The organism is Streptomyces sp. NPDC043861 (genome assembly GCF_056435905.1).
The window spans coordinates 108,183-127,638 of record NZ_JBWKDP010000011.1 but is presented as its reverse complement, the minus strand read 5'-3'; the positions used below and the strand labels follow the sequence as shown (position 1 = coordinate 127,638).

At 70.9% G+C, this 19,456-nt stretch carries 18 protein-coding genes and 2 pseudogenes; 9 read left to right on the top strand and 11 right to left on the bottom strand.

What is annotated here, in order from left to right; translation table 11 throughout:
- Window positions 1-180: 180 nt before the first annotated feature.
- Both AC068D_RS24495 and AC068D_RS24490 read right to left on the bottom strand, forming a co-directional pair.
- On the bottom strand, window positions 181-1,182 hold the full coding sequence (locus AC068D_RS24495) for an SDR family NAD(P)-dependent oxidoreductase (RefSeq protein ID WP_478825178.1): 1,002 nt from the start codon (window positions 1,180-1,182) through the stop codon (window positions 181-183).
- Window positions 1,179-2,387: a UDP-N-acetylglucosamine--N-acetylmuramyl-(pentapeptide) pyrophosphoryl-undecaprenol N-acetylglucosamine transferase gene (locus AC068D_RS24490; RefSeq protein ID WP_478825177.1), complete on the bottom strand. Its 1,209-nt coding sequence runs from the start codon at window positions 2,385-2,387 to the stop codon at window positions 1,179-1,181. Before AC068D_RS24490 ends, AC068D_RS24495 begins: the two co-directional genes overlap by 4 nt.
- A 64-nt stretch (window positions 2,388-2,451) precedes the next feature.
- On the opposite strand from AC068D_RS24490, the gene AC068D_RS24485 reads away from it, so the two are divergent.
- Window positions 2,452-3,141, top strand: a complete 690-nt coding sequence (locus tag AC068D_RS24485) for a response regulator transcription factor (RefSeq protein ID WP_478825176.1) — start codon at window positions 2,452-2,454, stop codon at window positions 3,139-3,141.
- Window positions 3,138-4,538, top strand: coding sequence for a sensor histidine kinase (locus AC068D_RS24480; protein ID WP_478825175.1), 1,401 nt, complete (start codon window positions 3,138-3,140; stop codon window positions 4,536-4,538). Before AC068D_RS24485 ends, AC068D_RS24480 begins: the two co-directional genes overlap by 4 nt.
- Here AC068D_RS24480 and AC068D_RS24475 read toward each other — a convergent pair.
- From AC068D_RS24475 to AC068D_RS24455, 5 genes and pseudogenes are all read right to left on the bottom strand, one after another.
- The gene (locus AC068D_RS24475; protein WP_478825174.1) at window positions 4,504-4,917 is read right to left on the bottom strand and encodes a hypothetical protein; all 414 of its coding nucleotides are present in this window, start codon (window positions 4,915-4,917) and stop codon (window positions 4,504-4,506) included. The two genes, AC068D_RS24480 and AC068D_RS24475, sit on opposite strands and share 35 nt — an antisense overlap.
- A gap of 53 nt (window positions 4,918-4,970) precedes the next feature.
- The gene (locus AC068D_RS24470) at window positions 4,971-6,671 is read right to left on the bottom strand and encodes an acyl-CoA mutase large subunit family protein (protein WP_478825173.1); all 1,701 of its coding nucleotides are present in this window, start codon (window positions 6,669-6,671) and stop codon (window positions 4,971-4,973) included.
- A gap of 72 nt (window positions 6,672-6,743) precedes the next feature.
- The gene (locus AC068D_RS24465) at window positions 6,744-7,076 is read right to left on the bottom strand and encodes a DUF3817 domain-containing protein (RefSeq protein WP_478825172.1); all 333 of its coding nucleotides are present in this window, start codon (window positions 7,074-7,076) and stop codon (window positions 6,744-6,746) included.
- A gap of 43 nt (window positions 7,077-7,119) precedes the next feature.
- On the bottom strand, window positions 7,120-7,629 hold the full coding sequence (locus tag AC068D_RS24460) for a MarR family winged helix-turn-helix transcriptional regulator (RefSeq protein WP_478825171.1): 510 nt from the start codon (window positions 7,627-7,629) through the stop codon (window positions 7,120-7,122).
- Between the two features lie 9 nt (window positions 7,630-7,638).
- Window positions 7,639-7,941: pseudogene (locus AC068D_RS24455) on the bottom strand (MFS transporter); the annotation flags it as partial.
- A gap of 8 nt (window positions 7,942-7,949) precedes the next feature.
- Between AC068D_RS24455 and AC068D_RS24450 the strand changes: the two are divergent.
- Window positions 7,950-8,492 (top strand): annotated as a pseudogene (locus AC068D_RS24450) (ArsR/SmtB family transcription factor); the annotation flags it as partial.
- Between the two features lie 174 nt (window positions 8,493-8,666).
- Here the strand turns inward: AC068D_RS24450 and AC068D_RS24445 are convergent.
- Both AC068D_RS24445 and AC068D_RS24440 read right to left on the bottom strand, forming a co-directional pair.
- On the bottom strand, window positions 8,667-8,960 hold the full coding sequence (locus AC068D_RS24445) for an MTH1187 family thiamine-binding protein (RefSeq protein WP_478825170.1): 294 nt from the start codon (window positions 8,958-8,960) through the stop codon (window positions 8,667-8,669).
- Complete coding sequence (locus tag AC068D_RS24440) at window positions 8,957-9,301, bottom strand: DUF3817 domain-containing protein (RefSeq protein ID WP_478825169.1); 345 nt, start codon at window positions 9,299-9,301, stop codon at window positions 8,957-8,959. The genes AC068D_RS24445 and AC068D_RS24440 overlap by 4 nt, the downstream gene beginning before the upstream one ends.
- Before the next feature lie 308 nt (window positions 9,302-9,609).
- Between AC068D_RS24440 and AC068D_RS24435 the strand changes: the two genes are divergently transcribed.
- From AC068D_RS24435 to AC068D_RS24420, 4 genes are all read left to right on the top strand, one after another.
- Complete coding sequence (locus tag AC068D_RS24435; protein WP_478825317.1) at window positions 9,610-10,242, top strand: AIM24 family protein; 633 nt, start codon at window positions 9,610-9,612, stop codon at window positions 10,240-10,242.
- Window positions 10,242-10,892 carry an AIM24 family protein gene (locus tag AC068D_RS24430; RefSeq protein WP_478825168.1) on the top strand — a complete coding sequence of 217 codons (651 nt, stop codon included), beginning with the start codon at window positions 10,242-10,244 and terminating at the stop codon, window positions 10,890-10,892. Before AC068D_RS24435 ends, AC068D_RS24430 begins: the two co-directional genes overlap by 1 nt.
- Window positions 10,889-11,674 (top strand): AIM24 family protein, encoded by a 786-nt coding sequence (locus tag AC068D_RS24425; protein ID WP_478825167.1) that lies wholly within the window; start codon window positions 10,889-10,891, stop codon window positions 11,672-11,674. Before AC068D_RS24430 ends, AC068D_RS24425 begins: the two co-directional genes overlap by 4 nt.
- Before the next feature lie 119 nt (window positions 11,675-11,793).
- Entirely contained in the window at window positions 11,794-12,270 is a 477-nt protein-coding gene (locus AC068D_RS24420) for a MarR family winged helix-turn-helix transcriptional regulator (RefSeq protein ID WP_478825166.1), read from the top strand.
- A gap of 258 nt (window positions 12,271-12,528) precedes the next feature.
- Here the strand turns inward: AC068D_RS24420 and meaB are convergent, their stop codons facing one another.
- Window positions 12,529-13,485 carry a methylmalonyl Co-A mutase-associated GTPase MeaB gene (gene meaB / locus AC068D_RS24415; protein WP_478825165.1) on the bottom strand — a complete coding sequence of 319 codons (957 nt, stop codon included), beginning with the start codon at window positions 13,483-13,485 and terminating at the stop codon, window positions 12,529-12,531.
- A gap of 42 nt (window positions 13,486-13,527) precedes the next feature.
- Entirely contained in the window at window positions 13,528-14,730 is a 1,203-nt protein-coding gene (locus AC068D_RS24410; RefSeq protein WP_478825164.1) for an acetyl-CoA C-acetyltransferase, read from the bottom strand.
- A 148-nt stretch (window positions 14,731-14,878) separates the two neighbouring features.
- On the opposite strand from AC068D_RS24410, the gene mce reads away from it, so the two are divergent.
- Together mce and scy are read left to right on the top strand one after the other, a co-directional pair.
- Window positions 14,879-15,319 carry a methylmalonyl-CoA epimerase gene (gene mce, locus AC068D_RS24405; RefSeq protein ID WP_478825163.1) on the top strand — a complete coding sequence of 147 codons (441 nt, stop codon included), beginning with the start codon at window positions 14,879-14,881 and terminating at the stop codon, window positions 15,317-15,319.
- A 178-nt stretch (window positions 15,320-15,497) separates the two neighbouring features.
- Window positions 15,498-19,451 (top strand): polarized growth protein Scy, encoded by a 3,954-nt coding sequence (gene scy / locus AC068D_RS24400; protein ID WP_478825316.1) that lies wholly within the window; start codon window positions 15,498-15,500, stop codon window positions 19,449-19,451.
- The last annotated feature ends 5 nt before the right edge of the window (window positions 19,452-19,456 follow it).

Genomic DNA, 19,456 nt, shown 5'->3' with positions numbered 1-19,456 from the left:
CGCGGTGTCCGCCTGCCGCCGCGGACCCGCCGGTCCTGGCCTGCCCGCGGCCGGTTCCCGCAGGCGGACCCGGTCGGTCCCGGCGGCTCGGACCCGGTCGGCCCCGGCGGCTCGGACCGAGGAGGCGCGGACCCGGGGGCTCGGACCCAGGAGGCGCGGACCCGGTCGGTCCCGGCGGGCTCAGACCTGGTAACGGTCCGCGGCGAAGAGATGCAGGTTCTCCGCGACCCACTCCGACGTGCGCTTCAGCCCCTCCTCCAGCGGGACCTCGGGCTCCCAGCCCGCCCACTCCCGCGCCCGGCGGTTGTCGGAGAGCAGCCGCTCCACCTCACTGCCCGATGGCCGCAGCCGGGCCGGATCGACGACGATCTCGGCGCTGCGGCCGGACGCCGCGATGAGATTCCGGGCCAGCTCACCGACGGAGATCTCCTGCCCGGTACCGAGGTTGACGACCTGTCCGAGGGCCCGGTCGCAGCCGGCCGTCGCCAGGAATCCGCGGGCCGTGTCGGTGACATAGGTGAAGTCCCGGGTCGGGTTCAGCGAGCCGAGCCTGATCTCCCGTGCCCCTGCGTGCAGTTGAGCGAGGATCGTGGGGATCACGGCCCGTGCGGACTGCCTGGGACCATAGGTGTTGAAGGGCCGCACCACCGTGACCGGCAGTTCGAAGGCGTGCCAGTGCGAGAGCGCCATCATGTCCGCGCCGATCTTCGAGGCGGAGTACGGGGACTGCGGCTGGAGCGGATGGTCCTCGGAGATCGGGGCGGTGAGGGCCGTGCCGTACACCTCGCTGGTGGAGGTGTGGACGAGCCGGCGCACCTGGTGCCTGCGGCAGGCCTCCGCGATGTTCTCGGTGCCGTTCACGTTCGTCTGGACGTAGGCGCCGGGTGAGTCGTAGCTGTACGGGATGCCGATGAGCGCGGCGAGATGGAAGACCGTGTCACAGCCGGCGACGGCGTCCATGACCCGGCCCGCGTCGCGCACATCGCCCGCGATCATCTCCACCTCCCCCATGCGGTGGGCGAGATGGCCCTTCTCCGCATACGGCTTGTAGTGGACGAACGCACGGACGCGCGCCCCTTGTTCCACGAGCAGATCGACGAGGGTGGAGCCGATGAAGCCCTCTGCGCCGGTGACGAGCACGGTGCGGTCCTGCCAGTTCATGGTGTGGTTCTGCCGGTTCATACGGAGTACTCCTCGAGGGACGGGGCGAGTTCGGTGGGCGAGGCGAGTTGGAGAACACGGGCGGCCAGCAGATCCGCGGCGCGGGCGTGCGGTCCGGGGTCGGCGGCCGTACTCATCGCCGCCAGCCGCGCCGGGTCGGCGAGCAGCGGTCCGGTGAGCGCGTCGAGCCGTTCGGCGGTGGTTTCGGAGTCCGGGAGGAGCAGTCCCGCCCCGGCGTCGCTCAGCACCCGGGCGTTGTGCGTCTGGTGGTCGCCGGGTGCGTGGGGATACGGGACGAGGACGGCCGGCACCCCGGTGGTGGCGAGCTCGGCGACGGTCGCGGAACCGGCCCGGCAGACGACGAGGTCGGCGGCGGCATAGGCGAGATCCATCCGGTCGAGATACGGCACAGCCGTGGCGACCGGCGAGTCGCCGAGCCGGCGCCGGGTCTCCTCCAGTGCGGCCGGCCCGGTCTTGATCAGCAGATGCACGTCGGTGCGGTCGCGCCACCGGTGTGCGAGCCCGATCGAGGCCGTCGTGAGCCGGGCCGCCCCGAGACTTCCGCCGTTGACCAGCAGCAGCCGCGCCCCGTCGGGGACGCGGAGCGCGCGGCGGGCGCGTTCGCGCAGTGCGCCCCGGTCGAGCCCCGCGAGGGGCGCGGCGATGGGCATCCCCGTGGTCAGGGCGTTCTCCCCGCCGGCGAGGTGGGCACGGCTGCGGTCGAACGCGACGGCGAGATGCGGGGTGAGCCGGGCCGCGAACTGATTGGCCCGACCGGGTACGGCGTTCGACTCGTGGATGAGGCTGGGCAGCCGGGCCAGCCGGGCGCCGAGTATCACCGGGGCGCTGGGATAGCCGCCCATGCCGACGGCGATGTGCGCGCGCTGGTCGCGCAGGATCGTCCGGCACTGGGCGCCGGACCTCAGCAGGGCGGCCGGGAGCAGATAGCGCCTTGCTCCCAGCGACGGGTCGAACGGGATCATGTCCACGGTGTGCAGCCGGTGCCCCGCAGCCGGTATCAGCTCGGTCTCCAGACCACGCGTGGTGCCGACGAAGGAGATCACCGCCTCGGGCACGGCCCGTCGCAGCGCTTCGGCGAGCGCGAGGCCCGGATAGATGTGGCCGCCGGTGCCACCGGCGCCGATCACGACGGACAGCGGTTCCCGGGCGGTCCATGGACCGGGGCCGGGTCGCTCCACGGCACGGGAAATGGGTGGTGTGCGCATGGCCGCCACGGTCCCGAAGCGCCCTAAGAGGGATCTAAGAACGCGGTTTGGCAGGCTTTACCTCATGGGAGCAGCGAAGATCCTGGTCGTCGACGACGATCCGGAAGTACGGTCCGCGGTCGCCGACGGCCTCTGTGTCGAGGGTTACGAGGTCCGGGAAGCGGCGGACGGTCTCGCCGCGCTCTCCGAGGTGGCGGCCTGGCAGCCGGACGCGCTCGTCCTCGATGTGATGATGCCGGTCCTGGACGGGCTGGCCGTGTGCCGGCGGCTGCGCGCGCTGGAGGACCGCACACCGGTCATCGTGCTCACTGCCCTGGACTCGGTGAGCGAGCGTGTCGACGGCCTGGACGCGGGGGCCGACGACTATCTGGTGAAGCCCTTCGCGCTCGACGAGCTGACCGCGCGGGTGAGGGCCCTGCTGCGCCGGGTTGCTCCCGCCGATCCCGACGACCCGGTGGAGCTGCACTTCGCGGATCTGACGGTGGACCCCCTCGCCCGCACCGGAAGCCGGGGCGGACGTGCCCTGGAGTTCAGCCGTACCGAGTGCGCGCTGCTGGAGCTTCTGCTGCGGCATCCGCGGCAGGTGCTCACCCGTGAGCTGATCCACGAAAGGGTCTGGGGCCGTGATTTCGGGCCCGCATCCAACTCTCTTGCCGTGTACGTGGGTTACCTGCGACGCAAACTGGAGGCCGGCGGCGAGCCCCGCCTGGTGCACACGGTCCACGGGGTGGGCTACCGCCTGGACGTCCCATGAGTGGCGTACGCAGGCTCGGTGCACGCTGGCGGCGCCGCAGGCCGGTACGGACGAGGCTCGCCCTCGCCGCCTCGGCGGCCGTCGCGCTGGTGGCGGTCGGGGTGTGCGCCGCCGCGTTCGTCGTGCTGCGCTACGAGATGTACCACCAGCTGGATCTGAATCTGACCCAGTCCGCGACGCAGGTCACGCAGCAGAACCGGGGTGCGGCCCCGGACGTCCTGGCGGGCGAGTGCCGTTTTCTGTCTGCTCCCGCTTGTGCGCAGATCGTCCCCGCGGATCCGGCGGCCGATCCGCCCAAGCCGTATCCGCTGCCGGTCTCGGCCCCGGTCCGTGAGGTTGCGGCCGGTGAACGGCCCCCCTACGTCAGCAACATCACGGTCTCGGGCAGCCCCGCACGCATGCTCACCACCACGTTCGGCGACGGCAGGGCGCTCCAGGTCGCGCTGCGCGCCGACACCGTGGAGCGTGGAGTCCGGCAGGCGGCCTGGCTGTTGTCGCTGGTCGGGGGTGCCGGGGTGCTGCTGGCCTGGGCACTCGGATACGCGGTGTCGCGGGCCGGCCTGGCCCCGGTGGCCAGGCTCACCGCGACGGCGGAGCGTATCGCCGCGACCCGCGATCCCCGGCACCGCATCGAGCTGCCGCCGGGACCACCGGGACGTGAGGACGAGGTGACCCGGCTCGCCGCCACCTTCAACACCATGCTGGGCGAGCTCGAGCAGTCGGTCACCGCTCAGCGCCGGCTGGTGGCGGACGCCTCCCATGAGTTGCGCACGCCGCTCACGGCGCTGCGGACCAACGCCGACCTGCTCGCCCGGGCCGACCGACTCACGGACGCGCAGCGCGACCGGGCGTCCGCGGCGCTCGCCCGGCAGCTGCGCGAGGTGACGGGGCTGGTGAACGATCTGATCGAACTGGCCAGGGACGAGGAGCCTCACCCCCTGCTGGAGGCCGTGGGGGTACGGCAGCTCACCGAGCACGCGGTGGAGACGGCACGGGCGCACTGGCCGCAGACGGAGTTCACCCTCTGTGCCGACGACGCGGCAGCGGCTCTCACCCTGCCGGGTGTGCCGTCGCGGCTGTCGCGGCTGCTGACGAACCTGCTCGACAACGCGGCGAAGTTCAGCCCTCCGGGTGGCCCGGTGGAGGTCACCCTGTCGTCCGGCTCGCTGACGGTGAGGGATCACGGCCGGGGTATCGCGGAGGCCGACCTTCCGTACGTCTTCGACCGGTTCTACCGCGCCGAGTCGTCCCGGGCTCTGCCCGGCTCGGGCCTCGGCCTTGCGATGGCCCGTCAGATCGCCCGGGCGCACCACTGCGAGCTGGCCGCGGAGAACGCCGCGGGTGGTGGTGCGCTGTTCCGGCTCACCTTCGCGGCTGCCGTGGCGGATCGTCCGTGAGCCCGGGCTTGCCCGGCCAGGTCACCTTGGTGAGTTGCTCCGCCTCCTCCGGCGGCAGCAGCCCGGCCCCGATGAGCGCGGCACGTGCCGCCATCCGGCCGGCCAGCTTGAAGCCGTACTCGGAGGAGTCCACTTCATGATGGCGGCCGTCGGTGAGCCGGACGGTGGCGGCCACTCCGTCGAGGCCTTCCAGCAGGCCCGCCCGGATGGCGGGCACATACTCCGCGGGCAGCAGTTCGTCGGGCACCGTGTTCACGACTTCCGTCCCGCCGCCGTCCCCGGGCGGCTCGAAGTCGGCGCTGAGGCGGGCGAAAGGACCGCAGCAGAGGTACTGGAAGGCGACGCGTACGCCGTGCACGGGAACGGGAAGACCGGCCATCCCGCCACGGTAGGGGTGTGAGGGCCGGTCCATCCAACGGTTTGCGGGACGGGTCAGAAGCCGGGCGGCTCCGTGTACGTTCCCCACTCGTCCCGGAGCACACCGCAGATCTCGCCGAGGGTGGCCTCGGCACGGACCGCCTCGAGCATCGGCTCGATCATGTTGGAGCCGTCGCGGGCGGCGACCAGCATCCTGTCCAGCGAGGCCTTGACGACCGCGTCGTCGCGGCGGGACTTGCGCTCGTCCAGGATGCGGACCTGCTCCCACTCGACCTCGTGGCTGACGCGGAGGATCTCGAGGTCACCGGTGACCGAGCCGTGGTGGACATTGACGCCGACCACCCGCTTGTCGCCCTTCTCCAGCGACTGCTGGTAGCGGAACGCGGACTCGGCGATCTCGCCGGTGAACCAGCCGTCCTCGATACCGCGCAGGATGCCGGAGGTGATGGGCCCGATGGGGTGCTTCCCGTCGGGGTGGGCGCGCAGCCCGCGCTCCTTGATCTGCTCGAAGATCTTCTCGGCGTCGGCCTCGATACGGTCGGTGAGCTGCTCGATGTACCAGGAACCGCCCAGCGGGTCGGCCACATTGGCGACACCGGTCTCCTCCATCAGCACCTGCTGGGTGCGCAGGGCGATCTCGGCGGCCTGCTCGGACGGCAGGGCGAGGGTCTCGTCGAGGGCGTTGGTGTGCAGCGAGTTGGTACCGCCGAGCACGGCCGCGAGTGCCTCGACGGCGGTGCGCACGACGTTGTTGTACGGCTGCTGGGCGGTCAGCGAGACCCCGGCGGTCTGGGTGTGGAAGCGCAGCCACTGCGCCTTGTCGGTCTTCGCGCCGTAGACCTCCTTCATCCAGCGGGCCCAGATGCGGCGGGCGGCGCGGAACTTGGCGATCTCCTCGAAGAAGTCGAGATGCGCGTCGAAGAAGAAGGAGAGGCCGGGTGCGAAGACGTCCACGTCCAGGCCCCTGCTGAGGCCGAGCTCGACGTATCCGAAGCCGTCGGCGAGCGTGTACGCCAGCTCCTGCGCGGCCGTCGCTCCCGCCTCGCGGATGTGGTAGCCCGACACGGAAAGCGGCTTGTACGCGGGGATGGTGCGGGCGCAGTACTCCATCAGGTCGCCGATGAGGCGCAGATGGGGCTCGGGCTGGAACAGCCACTCCTTCTGGGCGATGTACTCCTTGAAGATGTCGGTCTGGAGCGTGCCGTTCAGCACCGCCGGGTCGACACCCTGCCGCTCCGCGGCGACGAGGTACATGCAGAAGGCCGGGACTGCGGGGCCGCTGATCGTCATCGAGGTCGTGACATCACCGAGCGGGATGTCCTTGAAGAGGACGTCCATGTCGGCGGCGGAGTCGATCGCGACACCGCAGTGGCCGACCTCGCCGAGCGAGCGCGGGTCGTCGGAGTCGCGGCCCATCAGGGTCGGCATGTCGAAGGCGACGCTGAGCCCGCCGCCTCCGGCGGCCAGGATCATCTTGTACCGCTCGTTGGTCTGCTCGGCGTTGCCGAAGCCTGCGAACTGCCGGATGGTCCAGGTGCGGCCGCGGTAGCCCGTCGGATGGAGACCGCGCGTGAACGGATACTCGCCCGGCCAGCCGATCCGCTCGAAGCCTTCATAGGTGTCCCCGGGCCGCGGCCCGTAGACCGGCTCGACCGGGTCACCGGAGAGCGTGGAGAAATCGGCGTTCCGCTTCTTTGCGGAGTCGTACCGGGCCTGCCAGCGGCGGCGGCCCTCGTCGATGGCGTCAGCGTCCATGCTTCGAATTTACTAGGACGTCCTAGTAAATGTCGATGGCAGACCGCCGTACGCATGCGTACGGCGGTGGGGTTACACCTTGACGGCTGCCGGCGCCGGGCCGCTGACCAGCGGCTCCACCCTGCGTGTGACCTTGCGCTCGACGAAGAAGGCGGCGAACGGAATGGTCCCGGAGACCAGCACCCACAGCAGCCCGCCGAACGACCACTTGGCCTTGGAGCCCAGGTCGAAGGCGAAGATCAGATAGATGATGTAGAGGATGCCGTGGGCCTGCGAGACCGCGAAGGTGATGTCCTCGCCCTTGCCGAAGCCGTACTTGAACACCATGCAGGTGCACAGCACGAGCAGCATGACAGCGGTCACGTAGGCCATCACCCGATAGCGGGTCAGCACGCTCTTCTTCATGCCGATGAGCGTAACCGTCCGCTTTGGGCGATCTTGCAGCGGGTCAGCTCTCGTCGAAGTCGTGCGCGGCGACCCTCAGCGGGCGAAGCAGCGCGAAGATCTCCGCGCACTCCTCCGAGTCGTAGGTCCCCAGCCCGAAGTCCATCTCCATCAGATCGCGGGTGGCCGCCTCGACGACCTCGCGGCCCTTCTCGGTGATGGAGGCGAGCGTGCCGCGGCCGTCGTTGGGGTTGGGCCGCTTGGCCACCAGCCCGGACTTCACCAGCCGGTCCACCGTGTTGGTCACGGACGTCGGGTGCACCATCAGCCGCTCGCCGATCTTGGACATCGGGAGCTCTCCGGCCTTGGAGAACGTGAGCAGCACCAACGCCTCGTACCGCGCGAAGGTGAGTCCGTACGGCTTCACCACGGAGTCGACCTCGGCGAGCAGGATCTGGTGGGCCCGCATGATCGAGGTGATCGCGGCCATCGAGGGCACAGGGCCCCAGCGCTGCTGCCAGAGCTCATCGGCTCGGGCGATGGGGTCGAAGGGGAGGCTGAGCGGCTTCGGCACGGCACGACCTTACCCACTGGTCATATGCTGGTCAGCCCCGTCTCGAACTTCGGTCCGCTTCAGCTCCACGGCCAGCGCCGTCGCACAGACCGCGCCCAGCGCCCCCAGTCCGGCGATCACCTGGTGGACGGCGAAGAACTCGGCCGCCGCACCGGCCAGCGCCATACCGGCCCCCTGAACCGTCATCATGCCCGCGGTCATCAGCGTCATGGCCCGCCCGCGCAGCTCCTCGGGAACCGCGGCCACGAACCAGTGGTCCAGGCCCAGGGAGTACGCGGAGGCGAGAGCGCCCGGAGCCTGGGCCATTCGGGCTCGACGAGCGACTCCCAGGCGCGCTGGAAGCGGATGTGGCGTACCACTCGAGGCGGCTGGCCGAGGTGGGCCTCGAAGGTCTGCTGCGCGAGCTCCATCCACGTCTGGAGTGGGACGGGGAATCGACGCTGACGATCGACACGGTGAGCGATCACAGCCGGGTGCTCGACGGTGCCGGTCTCGTCCTGATGCCCAGTGTGTTCTGCTGGCCGGACGTGGTCAGCGGCTTCGACCCGCCCTGGCAGCCGACGGTCGTCTATCCGGTCCGCGGTATCGGTGGACTGTGGTCGGCCCGCGGGGGCGGTACGCCCGATGCGCTGGCCCGGCTGCTGGGCCGGGTGCGGGCAGGCGTGCTGTGTGCGCTGGACGAGCCGACGGCCACGACCGCGCTCGCGCACCGCATGGGGCTCGCGCCGTCCACGGTGTCGGCGCATCTGTCGGTGCTGCGCGGCGCCGGCCTGCTGCGGTCGCACCGGTACGGGCACCAGGTGCTGTACGAGCGCACTCCCCTGGGAATCGCTCTGGCGGCGGAACAGCCCGACACACCCTGAAGCAACCCGGCCCGGGCCGGGCGGCGCCGTCAGCGGCGGGCTGTGCGGGGCGGCCGGCGGCCGACCGCAGCTGCGCCACCGTGCGCCCTCGAGGGCGGCTGCCGGGACGGTGTGGCCCCCGTGCACCGACGCCCCTGGCCCGGCGGGCCAGGGGCGTCGCACAGCGGAGTGCGGTCAGGCGGACAGATGCCGCTCCACCGTTTCGACCTTGCTGGTCAGCCCATCGGTGACGCCGGGTCTGATGTCCGCCTTGAGGACGAGGGAGACGCGCGGCGCACGCGCCTCGACCGCGGCGACGGCACGCCCGACGACGTCCATCACCTCGTCCCACTCCCCCTCGACGGAGGTGAACATGGCGTCGGTCCGGTTCGGCAGCCCGGATTCACGGACGACCCGCACCGCGTCGGCGACGTACTCCCCGACGTCCTCGCCGACACCGAGCGGGGTCACCGAGAAGGCGACGATCACGCGTTCACCTTGCCCTCGCTGCGGGCGCGGGAGGCGATGACCGCGTCCTCGGCGGCCCGCCTGAGCTTGCGGTCGGCGTAGAAGCCGCCGAACGGCAGCACCGACAGGACGAAGTAGACCGCGGCCGTCTTGACGTCCCACTTCGTACGGTTCCAGGCGTCCAGCCAGAAGATCACGTACAGGACGAAGAGCACACCGTGGATCGCGCCCATGACCGGGACCGCGTTGAAGTCCGTCGTGCGCTTGAGCACCGAGCAGACGAGGAGCAGAAGGAACGACGCGGCCTCCGGTGCGGAGACGAGCCGGAGGCGGTGGAGGGAGGAGGCGGTACTGATGTCCACGAAAGGCACCTTCGGTGGGAGGGTCGATGGTCTTGTGAACGCACGCACAAGCGCACCCATTGTGGCACCGTATTTTTCCCGGCCTTTACCCGGGTCCGGGTGAACCGGACACCGGCGCGGTCGGGCCCGGCACGCGTGGGGGCGAGGCCATCGGGGGCCGCGGGCCCGTAGTGCCGCGGGCGTCACGGCACGCCACGCGGTCCCGCCCGTGCGCCGCCTCGGATGGCCTCGGGGTCGGGTCGGGGTCGGGTTCATTCCGGGGGGCCTGTCCGGGAACGCACCCCGCCCAGTACCTTCACCCCGTGGCAATGTTCCGACTTCAAGGCAGCAAAGTGCTGGCCGTCGACATGACCGGGGACGCCGTCAAGGCGAAGAACGGCTCGATGGTCGCGTACGACGGCCAGATGGCGTTCAAGAAACTGTCCGGCGGCGGTGAGGGCATCCGCGGGATGGTGACCCGCCGCCTCACCGGCGAGCAGATGACCATGATGGAGGTGAAGGGCCAGGGCACCTGTTACTTCGCCGACCGCGCGTCCGAGATCAATCTCGTCTCGCTGAACGGCGACAAGCTGTTCGTCGAATCGAGCAATCTCCTCTGCACGGACGGCGGGCTGCGCACCGGCACCAGCTTCACCGGCCTGCGCGGTGGCGCGACCGGCAACGGACTGTTCACGACGACCGTCGAGGGCACGGGTCAGGCCGCGATCATGTCGGACGGCCCGGCCGTGGTGCTGCGGGTGACACCCCAGTACCCGCTCTCCGTCGACCCCGGCGCGTACGTCGCCCACCAGGGCAACCTCCAGCAGAACTTCCAGTCGGGCGTCACGTTCCGCACGCTCCTGGGCGAGGGCGGCGGCGAGGCGTTCCAGATCCGGTTCGAGGGCGACGGGCTCGTGTACGTGCAGCCGAGCGAGCGGAACACCGTCGGAGGAGACGTCTGATGCCGTTCCGCGAGATCAACTCGAAGATGGTCGAGGCGACAGTCGTTCCCGGCCAGAAGATGTACAGCCAGCGCGGCGCGATGCTCGCCTACAAGGGCGAGGTCTCGTTCACCCCGAACACGGCGGGCGGCCAGGGCGGCCTGATGTCGATGATCGGGCGGCGCGTCGCCGACGAAGCCACCCCCCTGATGACGGTGGAGGGCTCCGGGACCGTGATGTTCGGCCACGGCGGCCACCACATCCAGGTCATCAACCTCACCGGCGAAACCCTCTACGTCGAGGCCGACAGGCTGCTCGCCTTCGACGGGACGCTGCAGCAGGGCACGATGTTCATGGGCTCGCAGGGCGGGGTCATGGGCATGGTGCGCGGCCAGGTGACCGGACAGGGCCTCTTCACGACGACCCTCAAGGGGCACGGCGCGGTCGCCGTCATGGCTCACGGCGGCGTGATCGAGCTCCCGATCACCCCGAGCCGGCCGGTCCACGTCGACCCGCAGGCCTACGTCGCCCACCACGGCGACGTACGGAACAAGCTCTCCACCGCGCTGGGCTGGCGCGACATGGTGGGCCGCGGCTCGGGCGAGGCGTTCCAGCTGGAGCTGAGCGGCAGTGGTGCGGTGTACGTCCAGGCGTCGGAGGAGAAGCTGTGAGCACGCCCGTGGTTTTCGATCCGATGACGCTCCCGAGCGACGACAACGTCAATGCCTACACCTTCTGCGTGGAGCTCAAGGGCTCCCAGTGGTTTCTGCAGAAGGGCAAGATGATCGCCTACTACGGGCAGATCGAGTTCAACGGCATCGGGCACGGCCGGCTGGACCGGCTGATGCGTACGAGCTTCCACACGCCGCTGCACGCCGCCGACTGGGTGGTGGCCGAGGGCAGCGGCAAGATGCTGCTCGCGGACCGGGCCTTCGACGTCAACTCGTTCGACCTCGAGGACGGCAACCTGACCATCCGGGCCGGGAACCTGCTCGCCTACCAGCCCTCGCTGGCGCTGAAGCAGTCGATCGTGCCGGGCTTCCTGACGCTGATCGGCACCGGGAAGTTCGTGGCGGCCTCGAACGGGCCCGTGGTCTTCATGGAGCCGCCGATCCGGGTGGACCCGCAGGCGCTGGTGGGCTGGGCGGACTGTCCTTCGCCGTGCCACCACTACGATCACGGCTACATGAGCGGTGTGATGGGAGGGCTCCGCCAGCTCGCCGGGATCGGCGGGGCCTCGGGCGAGGAGCACCAGTTCGAGTTCGTCGGTGCGGGCACCGTACTTCTCCAGTCGACCGAGACCCTGATGCCCGAGCAGGCCACAGGCACGGTTCCGCATGCCGCGGGTGTGCCGGGCGGGGGCCACGGGGGCCACGCGACGCCTGGTCAACACGGGTCCTCCACGCGCCTTCCCGGCCAGCTTGGGGACCTCCAGCGTCGCTTCGGGCTGTGAGCGGTAGTCTGCGGAGTGTGACGTCGAACGTCTGCACCCTTGCGCGGGGGCCGGGGTGCCCCGGCGTCACACTCCCCGACTTCGTCCGGATTTCAACTTCTTAGGGTTAGTATCCATATATGGAGACCGAAACTGCCACCCGCTGGCTGAGCGACGAGGAGCAGTGCGCCTGGCGCACCTATCTGGACGTCAACCGGCTGCTGACGTACCAGATGGAAAAGGACCTGCAGCCGTTCGGCCTGACCAACAACGACTACGAGATCCTCGTGAACCTCTCGGAGTCGGAGGACAGGCGCATGCGCATGAGTGATCTGGCCGCGGCGACGCTCCAGTCCAAGAGCCGGCTCTCGCATCAGATCACCCGCATGGAGAATGCCGGACTGGTCCGACGGGAGAACTGCGAGTCCGACCGCCGTGGGCTCTTCGCCGTCCTCACCGACCAGGGGATGGAAACCATGCAGAAGGTCGCCCCGCACCACGTCGAGTCCGTGCGTCAGCACTTCATCGACCTGCTGTCGCCGGAGGCACTGGCCGATCTGAGCGAATCGCTGAAGCCGGTCGCCGACCATCTGCGCGGTCGGCGCGGCAAGGTCTGACCGACCTTCACCGCAGATCGCAGCCGCGCAACAAGTCCTCGCCGCGGCCGATGGGCGAAGGCCGACGGGGACCGGGCGAGGATGCGGCCGGGCCCGGCGCGCCCACGCCGTCTCCGCGAAGCCGTGCCGACGGCTGCGGCCCGTTCGCGGTCATGGGCCACCAGGGGACGCGGCCCGGCGGCGTCCGAGCGCCCTGGCAGAAGGACGCGGAGGGCCGCGCCGGCGCCGCCGGCACGACCCTGCCCGAGCGTCCCGGGGCTACTCCCCCGTCAGTCCCGCAACCAGTTCGTCCGCCGCCGCGTACGGGTCGAGCTCGCCGGCCACGATGCGGGCCGCGAGGGAGTCGAGGCGGCGGTCGCCGTGGAGGTCACCGATGCGTTCACGCAGTCGGGTGACCGCGATCGTCTCGACCTCGTGGGCCGCCCGGCGGGTGCGGCGCTCGTCGAGAACGCCGTGCTCCTCCATCCAGGCGCGGTGCTTCTCGAGGGCCTCGACCACCTCGTCGATGCCCTCGGCCCGCGCGGCGACCGTCTTCACGATCGGGGGCCGCCAGTCGCCCGGGGCACGGGATTCGCCCAGACCGAGCATGTGGTTGAGCTCGCGGGCGGTGGCATCGGCGCCGTCGCGGTCGGCCTTGTTGACGACGTACACGTCACCGATCTCCAGAATGCCCGCCTTCGCGGCCTGGATCCCGTCGCCCATTCCGGGAGCGAGCAGCACCATCGAGGTGTCCGCCTGCGAGGCGATCTCGACCTCCGACTGCCCGACACCCACGGTCTCGACGAGGACCACGTCGCAGCCCGCCGCATCCAGCACCCGGATCGCCTGGGGTGCGGCCCACGCAAGACCGCCCAGGTGTCCCCTGGTCGCCATCGAGCGGATGTAGACACCGGGGTCGGACGCGTGCTCCGACATCCGGATGCGGTCGCCGAGCAGGGCCCCTCCCGAGAAGGGCGAGGAGGGGTCGACGGCGAGGACACCGACCCGCTTCCCCGCCCGCCGGTACGCCGTCACCAGCGCGGAGGTGGACGTCGACTTGCCGACACCCGGCGAGCCGGTCAGCCCCACCACATAGGCACCGCCGGTCAGCGGCGCGAGTTCCGCCATGACCTCGCGCAGCTGCGGGGACGCCCCCTCGACGAGTGAGATCAGCCGGGCCACGGCCCGCGGCCGGCCCTCCCGCGCCTGGGCGACGAGCTGAGGGACGTCCACCATCACGCTGCTCCGTTTCTTCGCGTTCCTCGCGCTCCGAAGGACTTACTTGGCCGGTACGCGGACGATCAGCGCGTCACCCTGACCGCCGCCACCGCACAGCGCCGCGGCGCCGACCCCGCCCCCGCGCCGCTTCAGCTCGAGTGCCAGGTGCAGGACGATCCGAGCACCGGACATGCCGATCGGGTGCCCCAGGGCAATCGCGCCACCATTGACGTTCACCTTTTCCGGGGATACCCCGAGGTCCTTCATTGACTGCACCGAGACCGCGGCGAACGCCTCGTTGATCTCGATGAGGTCGAGGTCGGAGGCCTCGAGGCCCTCCTTCTTCAGCGCATGGTTGATCGCGTTGGACGGCTGCGACTGCAGCGAATTGTCCGGTCCCGCCACATTGCCGTGGGCACCGATCTCGGCGATCCACTCCAGGCCCAGCTCCTGTGCCTTGGCCTTGCTCATCACGACGACGGCGGCCGCACCGTCCGAGATCTGCGAGGAGGTGCCCGCGGTGATCGTGCCGTCCTTGGCGAACGCCGGACGCAGCTTGCCCAGCGATTCGACCGTCGTCTCGGCGCGGATGCCCTCGTCCTTGCTGAAGAGGACCGGCTCGCCCTTGCGCTGCGGGATCTCGACGGGCGTGATCTCGGCCTCGAAGAGGCCGTTCTTCTGCGCGGCGGCGGCCCGCTGGTGGGAGAGCGCCGCGATCTCGTCCTGCTCGGCGCGGGCAATGCCGAGCCGCGTGTTGTGCTTCTCCGTCGACTCGCCCATGGCGATGTTCTCGAAGGCGTCGGTGAGGCCGTCGTACGCCATCGCGTCGAGCATCTCGACCGCGCCGTACTTGAAGCCGTCGCGGGACTTCGGCAGCAGGTGCGGCGCGTTCGTCATGGACTCCTGGCCACCGGCGACGATCACGTCGAACTCGCCCGCGCGGATCAACTGGTCCGCGAGCGCGATCGCGTCAAGACCCGAGAGACACACCTTGTTGATGGTCAGCGCGGGCACGTTCATGGGGATGCCGGCCTTCACGGCGGCCTGGCGGGCCGGGATCTGACCCGCCCCGGCCTGGAGCACCTGGCCCATGATCACGTACTGCACCTGGTCGCCGCCGATCCCGGCGCGGTCGAGCGCGGCCTTGATCGCGAAACCGCCCAGATCGGCGCCGGAGAAGGACTTCAGAGAGCCGAGCAGCCGCCCCATGGGGGTACGGGCACCGGCAACGATCACAGAGGTGGTGCTGTTCGTTCCAGACATGAGATGGGGATCCCCTTTCAGCACGGCGGCTGAGGAGTGAACGAGGGTTTACTTGAACTGTACTGAGCGGTATGCGTTCGGGTCACCGGGCAGCCGGTGTGATGGCGCGCACGTTGCGTAACCATCACACGGGCGCTCCACTGGAGCCATGCTGACGCGAATCGACCACATTGGGATCGCCTGTTTCGACCTCGACAAGACCGTCGAGTTCTACCGCGCGACCTACGGCTTCGAGGTCTTCCACACCGAGGTCAACGAGGAGCAGGGCGTCCGCGAGGCCATGCTCAAGATCAATGAGACCTCCGACGGCGGCGCCTCCTACCTCCAGCTCCTGGAGCCCACCCGCGAGGACTCCGCGGTCGGGAAGTGGCTGGCCAAAAACGGTGAGGGCGTGCACCACATCGCCTTCGGCACGGCGGACGTGGACGGCGATGCACAGTCCATCCGCGACAAGGGCGTACGGGTCCTCTACGACGAGCCGCGCATCGGTTCGATGGGCTCCCGGATCACGTTCCTGCACCCCAAGGACTGCCACGGTGTCCTGACGGAACTCGTCACGTCCGCAGACCCGTCCTCGGCGGAGCACTGACCTCCCGATTCCTGGCCCGGTAGAGTGGGCGGCTCCGGGCCGGGGCCGGAACGGGGCCGCGCCACGGCGCTGTCCGCGGGTGACGTCGGATCTGCCACCATTCCCCCGGGGGGCCGTTCACCGAAGAACGGTGCCCGACTGTAGAGAGTTGCGACCAGGGGACGGATGGGACGGCGCAGTGCGGGGCTACGAACGCCAGGAGAGCCACCGAGCTGACGACGACCATCTCTCGCGGTTCGAAGCCGAGATGGAGCGGCTGAAGACCGAGCGGGAGAAGGCCGTCCAGCACGCCGAGGACCTCGGATACCAGGTCGAGGTTCTGCGTGCCAAGCTCCACGAGGCGCGCCGCACACTGGCGACCCGTCCCGCGTACGACAACGCGGACATCGGCTATCAGGCCGAGCAACTGCTCCGCAACGCCCAGATCCAGGCCGATCAGCTCCGCTCGGACGCCGAACGCGAGCTGCGCGAGGCCCGGGCGCAGACCCAGCGCATCCTCCAGGAGCACGCCGAGCACCAGGCCCGCCTCCAGGCCGAACTGCACGCCGAGGCCAACCAACGCCGTCAGCGGCTCGACCAGGAACTGGCCGAGCGACGCCAGACCGTCGAGGCGCATGTCAACGAGAACGTGGCGTGGGCGGAGCAGCTGCGCGCCCGTACCGAATCGCAGGCACGGCGGCTGCTCGACGAGTCTCGTGCGGAAGCCGAGCAGAGCCTGGCCGCCGCCCGTGCCGAGGCCACCCGGGTCGCCGAGGATGCCCGGCAGCGGCTCGGCTCCGAGGCCGAGACTGCCCGGGCCGAAGCCGAAGCGATCCTGCTGCGCGCCCGTAAGGACGCCGAGCGCCTGCTGAACGCCGCCTCCACCCAGGCGCAGGAGGCCACCAGCCACGCCGAGCAACTGCGCTCCTCCACCACCGCCGAGTCCGACCAGGCCCGTCAGCAGGCTGCGGAGCTCAACCGGACCGCCGAGCAGCGGATGCAGGAGGCGGAGGAGAAGCTGCGCGAGGCCCGCGCGGAGGCGGAGAAGCTCGTCACCGAGGCCAAGGAGGCCGCGGGCAAGGCCCTGACGAGCGCCGAGTCGGCCAACGAGCAGCGGGCCCGCACGGCCAAGTCGGAGATCGCCCGGCTGGTCGCCGAGGCGACCAAGGAGGCCGAGGCCACCAAGGCCGAGGCTGAGCAGTCGCTCGCGGATGCCCGTGCCGAGGCCGAGAAGGTACTCGCGGCGGCCTCCGACAAGGCGCGCACCATCGCCGCGGAGGACTCCGCGGCGCAGATCGCCAAGGCCGCCCGCACCGCCGAGGAGGTCCTGAACAAGGCCTCCGAAGAGGCGAAGGCGACCACGCGCAAGGCCACCGAGGAGGCCGAGCGGATCCGCCGTGAGGCCGAGTCGGAGGCGGACCGGCTGCGCGCCGAGGCCCATGACACGGTCGAGGAGCTCAAGGGCGCCGCCAAGGACGACACGAAGGAGTACCGCGCCAAGACGGTCGAGCTGCAGGAGGAGGCACGCCGGCTGCGCGGCGAGGCCGAGCAGCTGCGCAGCGAGGCGGTCTCCGAGGGAGAGCGGATCCGCAGCGAGGCCCGCCGCGAGGCCGTCCAGCAGATCGAGGAGGCGGCCAGATCCGCCGAGGAGCTGCTGACCAAGGCCAAGGTGGATGCGGACGACGTGCGCTCCGGGGCGACGGCGGACAGCGAGCGGGTCCGTACGGAGGCCATCGAGCGCGCCACGACCCTGCGCCGGCAGGCCGAGGAGACGCTGGAGCGCACCCGCGCCGAAGCGGACCGGCTGCGCACGGAGGCAGAGGAGCAGGCGGAGGAGACGAGGGCCGCCGCCGAACGGAACGCCGCCGAGCTCCGCGAGGAAGCGGCGCGTGCCGCCGTCGCCCGTCGCCGGGAGGCCGACGAGGACCTGACCCGGCTGCACACCGAGGCGCAGACGCGCAGCGAGAGCGCCGAGCAGGCGCTGGCCGAGGCCCGCACGGAGGCCGAGCGGATCCGGCGGGAGGCCGCGGAGGAGACCGAGCGGCTGCGCACCGAGGCCGCGGAGCGGATCCGGGTCCTCCAGACGCAGGCCGAGCAGGAGGCCGAGCGGCTGCGCACCGAGGCCGCGTCCGACGCCTCGGCATCACGCGCCGAGGGCGAGTCCGTGGCCGTACGGCTGCGGACCGAGGCCGCCGCGGAGGCCGAGCGGCTCAGGACCGAGGCGCAGGAGACCGCGGACCGGGTCCGCAGCGAGGCCGCTGCCGCCGCCGAACGGGTCGGTCAGGAGGCGACGGAGGCGCTGGCCGCCGCGCAGGAGGAGGCCAACCGGCGCCGCCGGGAGGCCGAGGAGATCCTCGTCGCGGCCCGTACCGAGGCGGACCAGGAGCGCGAACAGGCCCGCGAGCAGAGCGAGGAGCTGCTGGCTTCGGCCCGGAAGAGGGTCGAGGAGGCGCAGACCGAGGCGCAGCGGCTGGTCGAGGAGGCGGACCGGCGGGCCACCGAGATGGTGTCGGCCGCCGAGCAGACCGCCCAGCAGGTGCGGGACTCCGTGTCCGGTCTCCAGGAGCAGGCCGAGCAGGAGATCACCGGGCTGCGCAGCGCCGCCGAGCACGCCGCGGAGCGGACGAGGACGGAGGCGCAGGAGGAGGCCGACCGGGTACGCGCGGACGCGTACGCGGAGCGGGAGCGGGCCACCGAGGACGCCAACCGGATCAGGGCCAGGGCCGACGAGGAGTCGGAGGCCGCCAAGGCTCTCGCCGAGCGCACCATGGCCGACGCGATCACCGAGAGCGACCGGCTCCGCGCGGACACCGCCGAGTATGTGCAGCGGATGCGTACCGATGCGTCGGACGCGGTCGCGTCCGCCGACCAGGATGCGTCGCGGACCCGTGCCGAGGCCCGGGACGACGCGAACCGCATCCGCTCCGAGGCCGCCGCACAGGCCGACCGTCTGGTGAGCGAGGCGACGAGCGAGTCCGACCGGCTCACGACCGAGGCGGCCGAGCTGCTGTCGGTCACCGAGGAGGACGCGGCACGGCTGCGTGCCGAGGCCGAGCAGGTCAAGGCCGAGGGCGAGTCCCAGGCGGAGGACCTGCGTGCGGCTGCCCGTACGGACGGCGAGAAGGTGCTGGACGAGGCCCGCAAGGCCGCCGACAAGCGCCGGGCGGACGCGGCCGAGCAGGCCGACCAGCTCATGGCCGAGGCGGCCGGGGAGGCCGAGCGGCTCCGGGCGGAGGCGGCCGAGACCGTCGGCTCCGCCCAGCAGGCCGCCGAGCGCATCCGGGCCGAGGCGGAGCGGCTGCGCGTGGACGCCGAGGAAGCGTCCGAGCAGATCCGTGCCAAGGCCCAGGAAGAGGCGGACCGGGCGCTCGACGAGGCCCGCCGGAGCGTGGCGAAGCGCCGTGCGGACGCGGCCGAGCAGGTCGATCAGCTCGTTGCCAAGGCCCAGGAGGAGGCGCTGCGCGCCACCACCGAGGCCGAGGAGCAGGCCGACACCATGGTGGGCGCCGCCCGCAAGGAAGCCGCGCGGCTGGTCTCCGAGGCGAAGGTCGAGGGCAACTCGCTGGTGGAGAAGGCCCGCACGGACGCCGACGAGCTGCTGGTGGGCGCGCGACGCGACGCGACCGCCATCAGGGAGCGCGCGGACGAGCTGCGTGATCGTGTCGAGAGCGAGATCGAGGAGCTGCACGAGCGGGCACGCCGGGAGTCCGCCGAACAGATGAAGGCCGCCGGCGAGCGCTGCGACCAGCTCGTCAAGGCCGCGACCGAGCAGCAGAGCGAGGCAGCGGCCAAGGCCAAGGAGCTGGTGTCGGAGGCCAATTCGGAGGCCGGCAAGGTGCGGATCGCCGCGGTGAAGAAGGCCGAGGCACTCCTGAAGGAGGCCGAGCAGAAGAAGGCCGGGCTGATCCGTGAGGCCGAGCAGATCAAGGCGGAGGCGGACCGCGAGGCCGACCGCATGATCGCGGACGGCAAGCGGGAGCTCGATGTGCTCGTCCGCAGACGCGAGGACATCCAGGCCGAGATCTCCCGGGTCCAGGACGTTCTGGAGGCGCTGGAGTCCTTCGAGACTCCGGGCGGCGGCAAGGACGGCGTGGTCAAGGCGGGGGCGACAGCAGGGGCTACACGTTCGAGTGGCAAGTCCTCGGAGAGCTGACCACT

Excerpts from the sequence above, each read along its gene's own strand:
- AC068D_RS24435 (WP_478825317.1), top strand. The coding sequence starts at position 9,610 with ATGTTCCGACTTCAAGGCAGCAAAGTGCTGGCCGTCGACATGACCGGG.
- mce (WP_478825163.1), top strand. The coding sequence starts at position 14,879 with ATGCTGACGCGAATCGACCACATTGGGATCGCCTGTTTCGACCTCGAC.
- AC068D_RS24480 (WP_478825175.1), top strand. The coding sequence starts at position 3,138 with ATGAGTGGCGTACGCAGGCTCGGTGCACGCTGGCGGCGCCGCAGGCCG.
- AC068D_RS24495 (WP_478825178.1), bottom strand. The coding sequence starts at position 1,182 with ATGAACCGGCAGAACCACACCATGAACTGGCAGGACCGCACCGTGCTC.
- AC068D_RS24430 (WP_478825168.1), top strand. The coding sequence starts at position 10,242 with ATGCCGTTCCGCGAGATCAACTCGAAGATGGTCGAGGCGACAGTCGTT.
- AC068D_RS24420 (WP_478825166.1), top strand. The coding sequence starts at position 11,794 with ATGGAGACCGAAACTGCCACCCGCTGGCTGAGCGACGAGGAGCAGTGC.
- AC068D_RS24485 (WP_478825176.1), top strand. The coding sequence starts at position 2,452 with ATGGGAGCAGCGAAGATCCTGGTCGTCGACGACGATCCGGAAGTACGG.
- AC068D_RS24475 (WP_478825174.1), bottom strand. The coding sequence starts at position 4,917 with ATGGCCGGTCTTCCCGTTCCCGTGCACGGCGTACGCGTCGCCTTCCAG.
- meaB (WP_478825165.1), bottom strand. The coding sequence starts at position 13,485 with ATGGTGGACGTCCCTCAGCTCGTCGCCCAGGCGCGGGAGGGCCGGCCG.
- AC068D_RS24410 (WP_478825164.1), bottom strand. The coding sequence starts at position 14,730 with ATGTCTGGAACGAACAGCACCACCTCTGTGATCGTTGCCGGTGCCCGT.
- AC068D_RS24490 (WP_478825177.1), bottom strand. The coding sequence starts at position 2,387 with ATGCGCACACCACCCATTTCCCGTGCCGTGGAGCGACCCGGCCCCGGT.
- AC068D_RS24470 (WP_478825173.1), bottom strand. The coding sequence starts at position 6,671 with ATGGACGCTGACGCCATCGACGAGGGCCGCCGCCGCTGGCAGGCCCGG.
- AC068D_RS24465 (WP_478825172.1), bottom strand. The coding sequence starts at position 7,076 with ATGAAGAAGAGCGTGCTGACCCGCTATCGGGTGATGGCCTACGTGACC.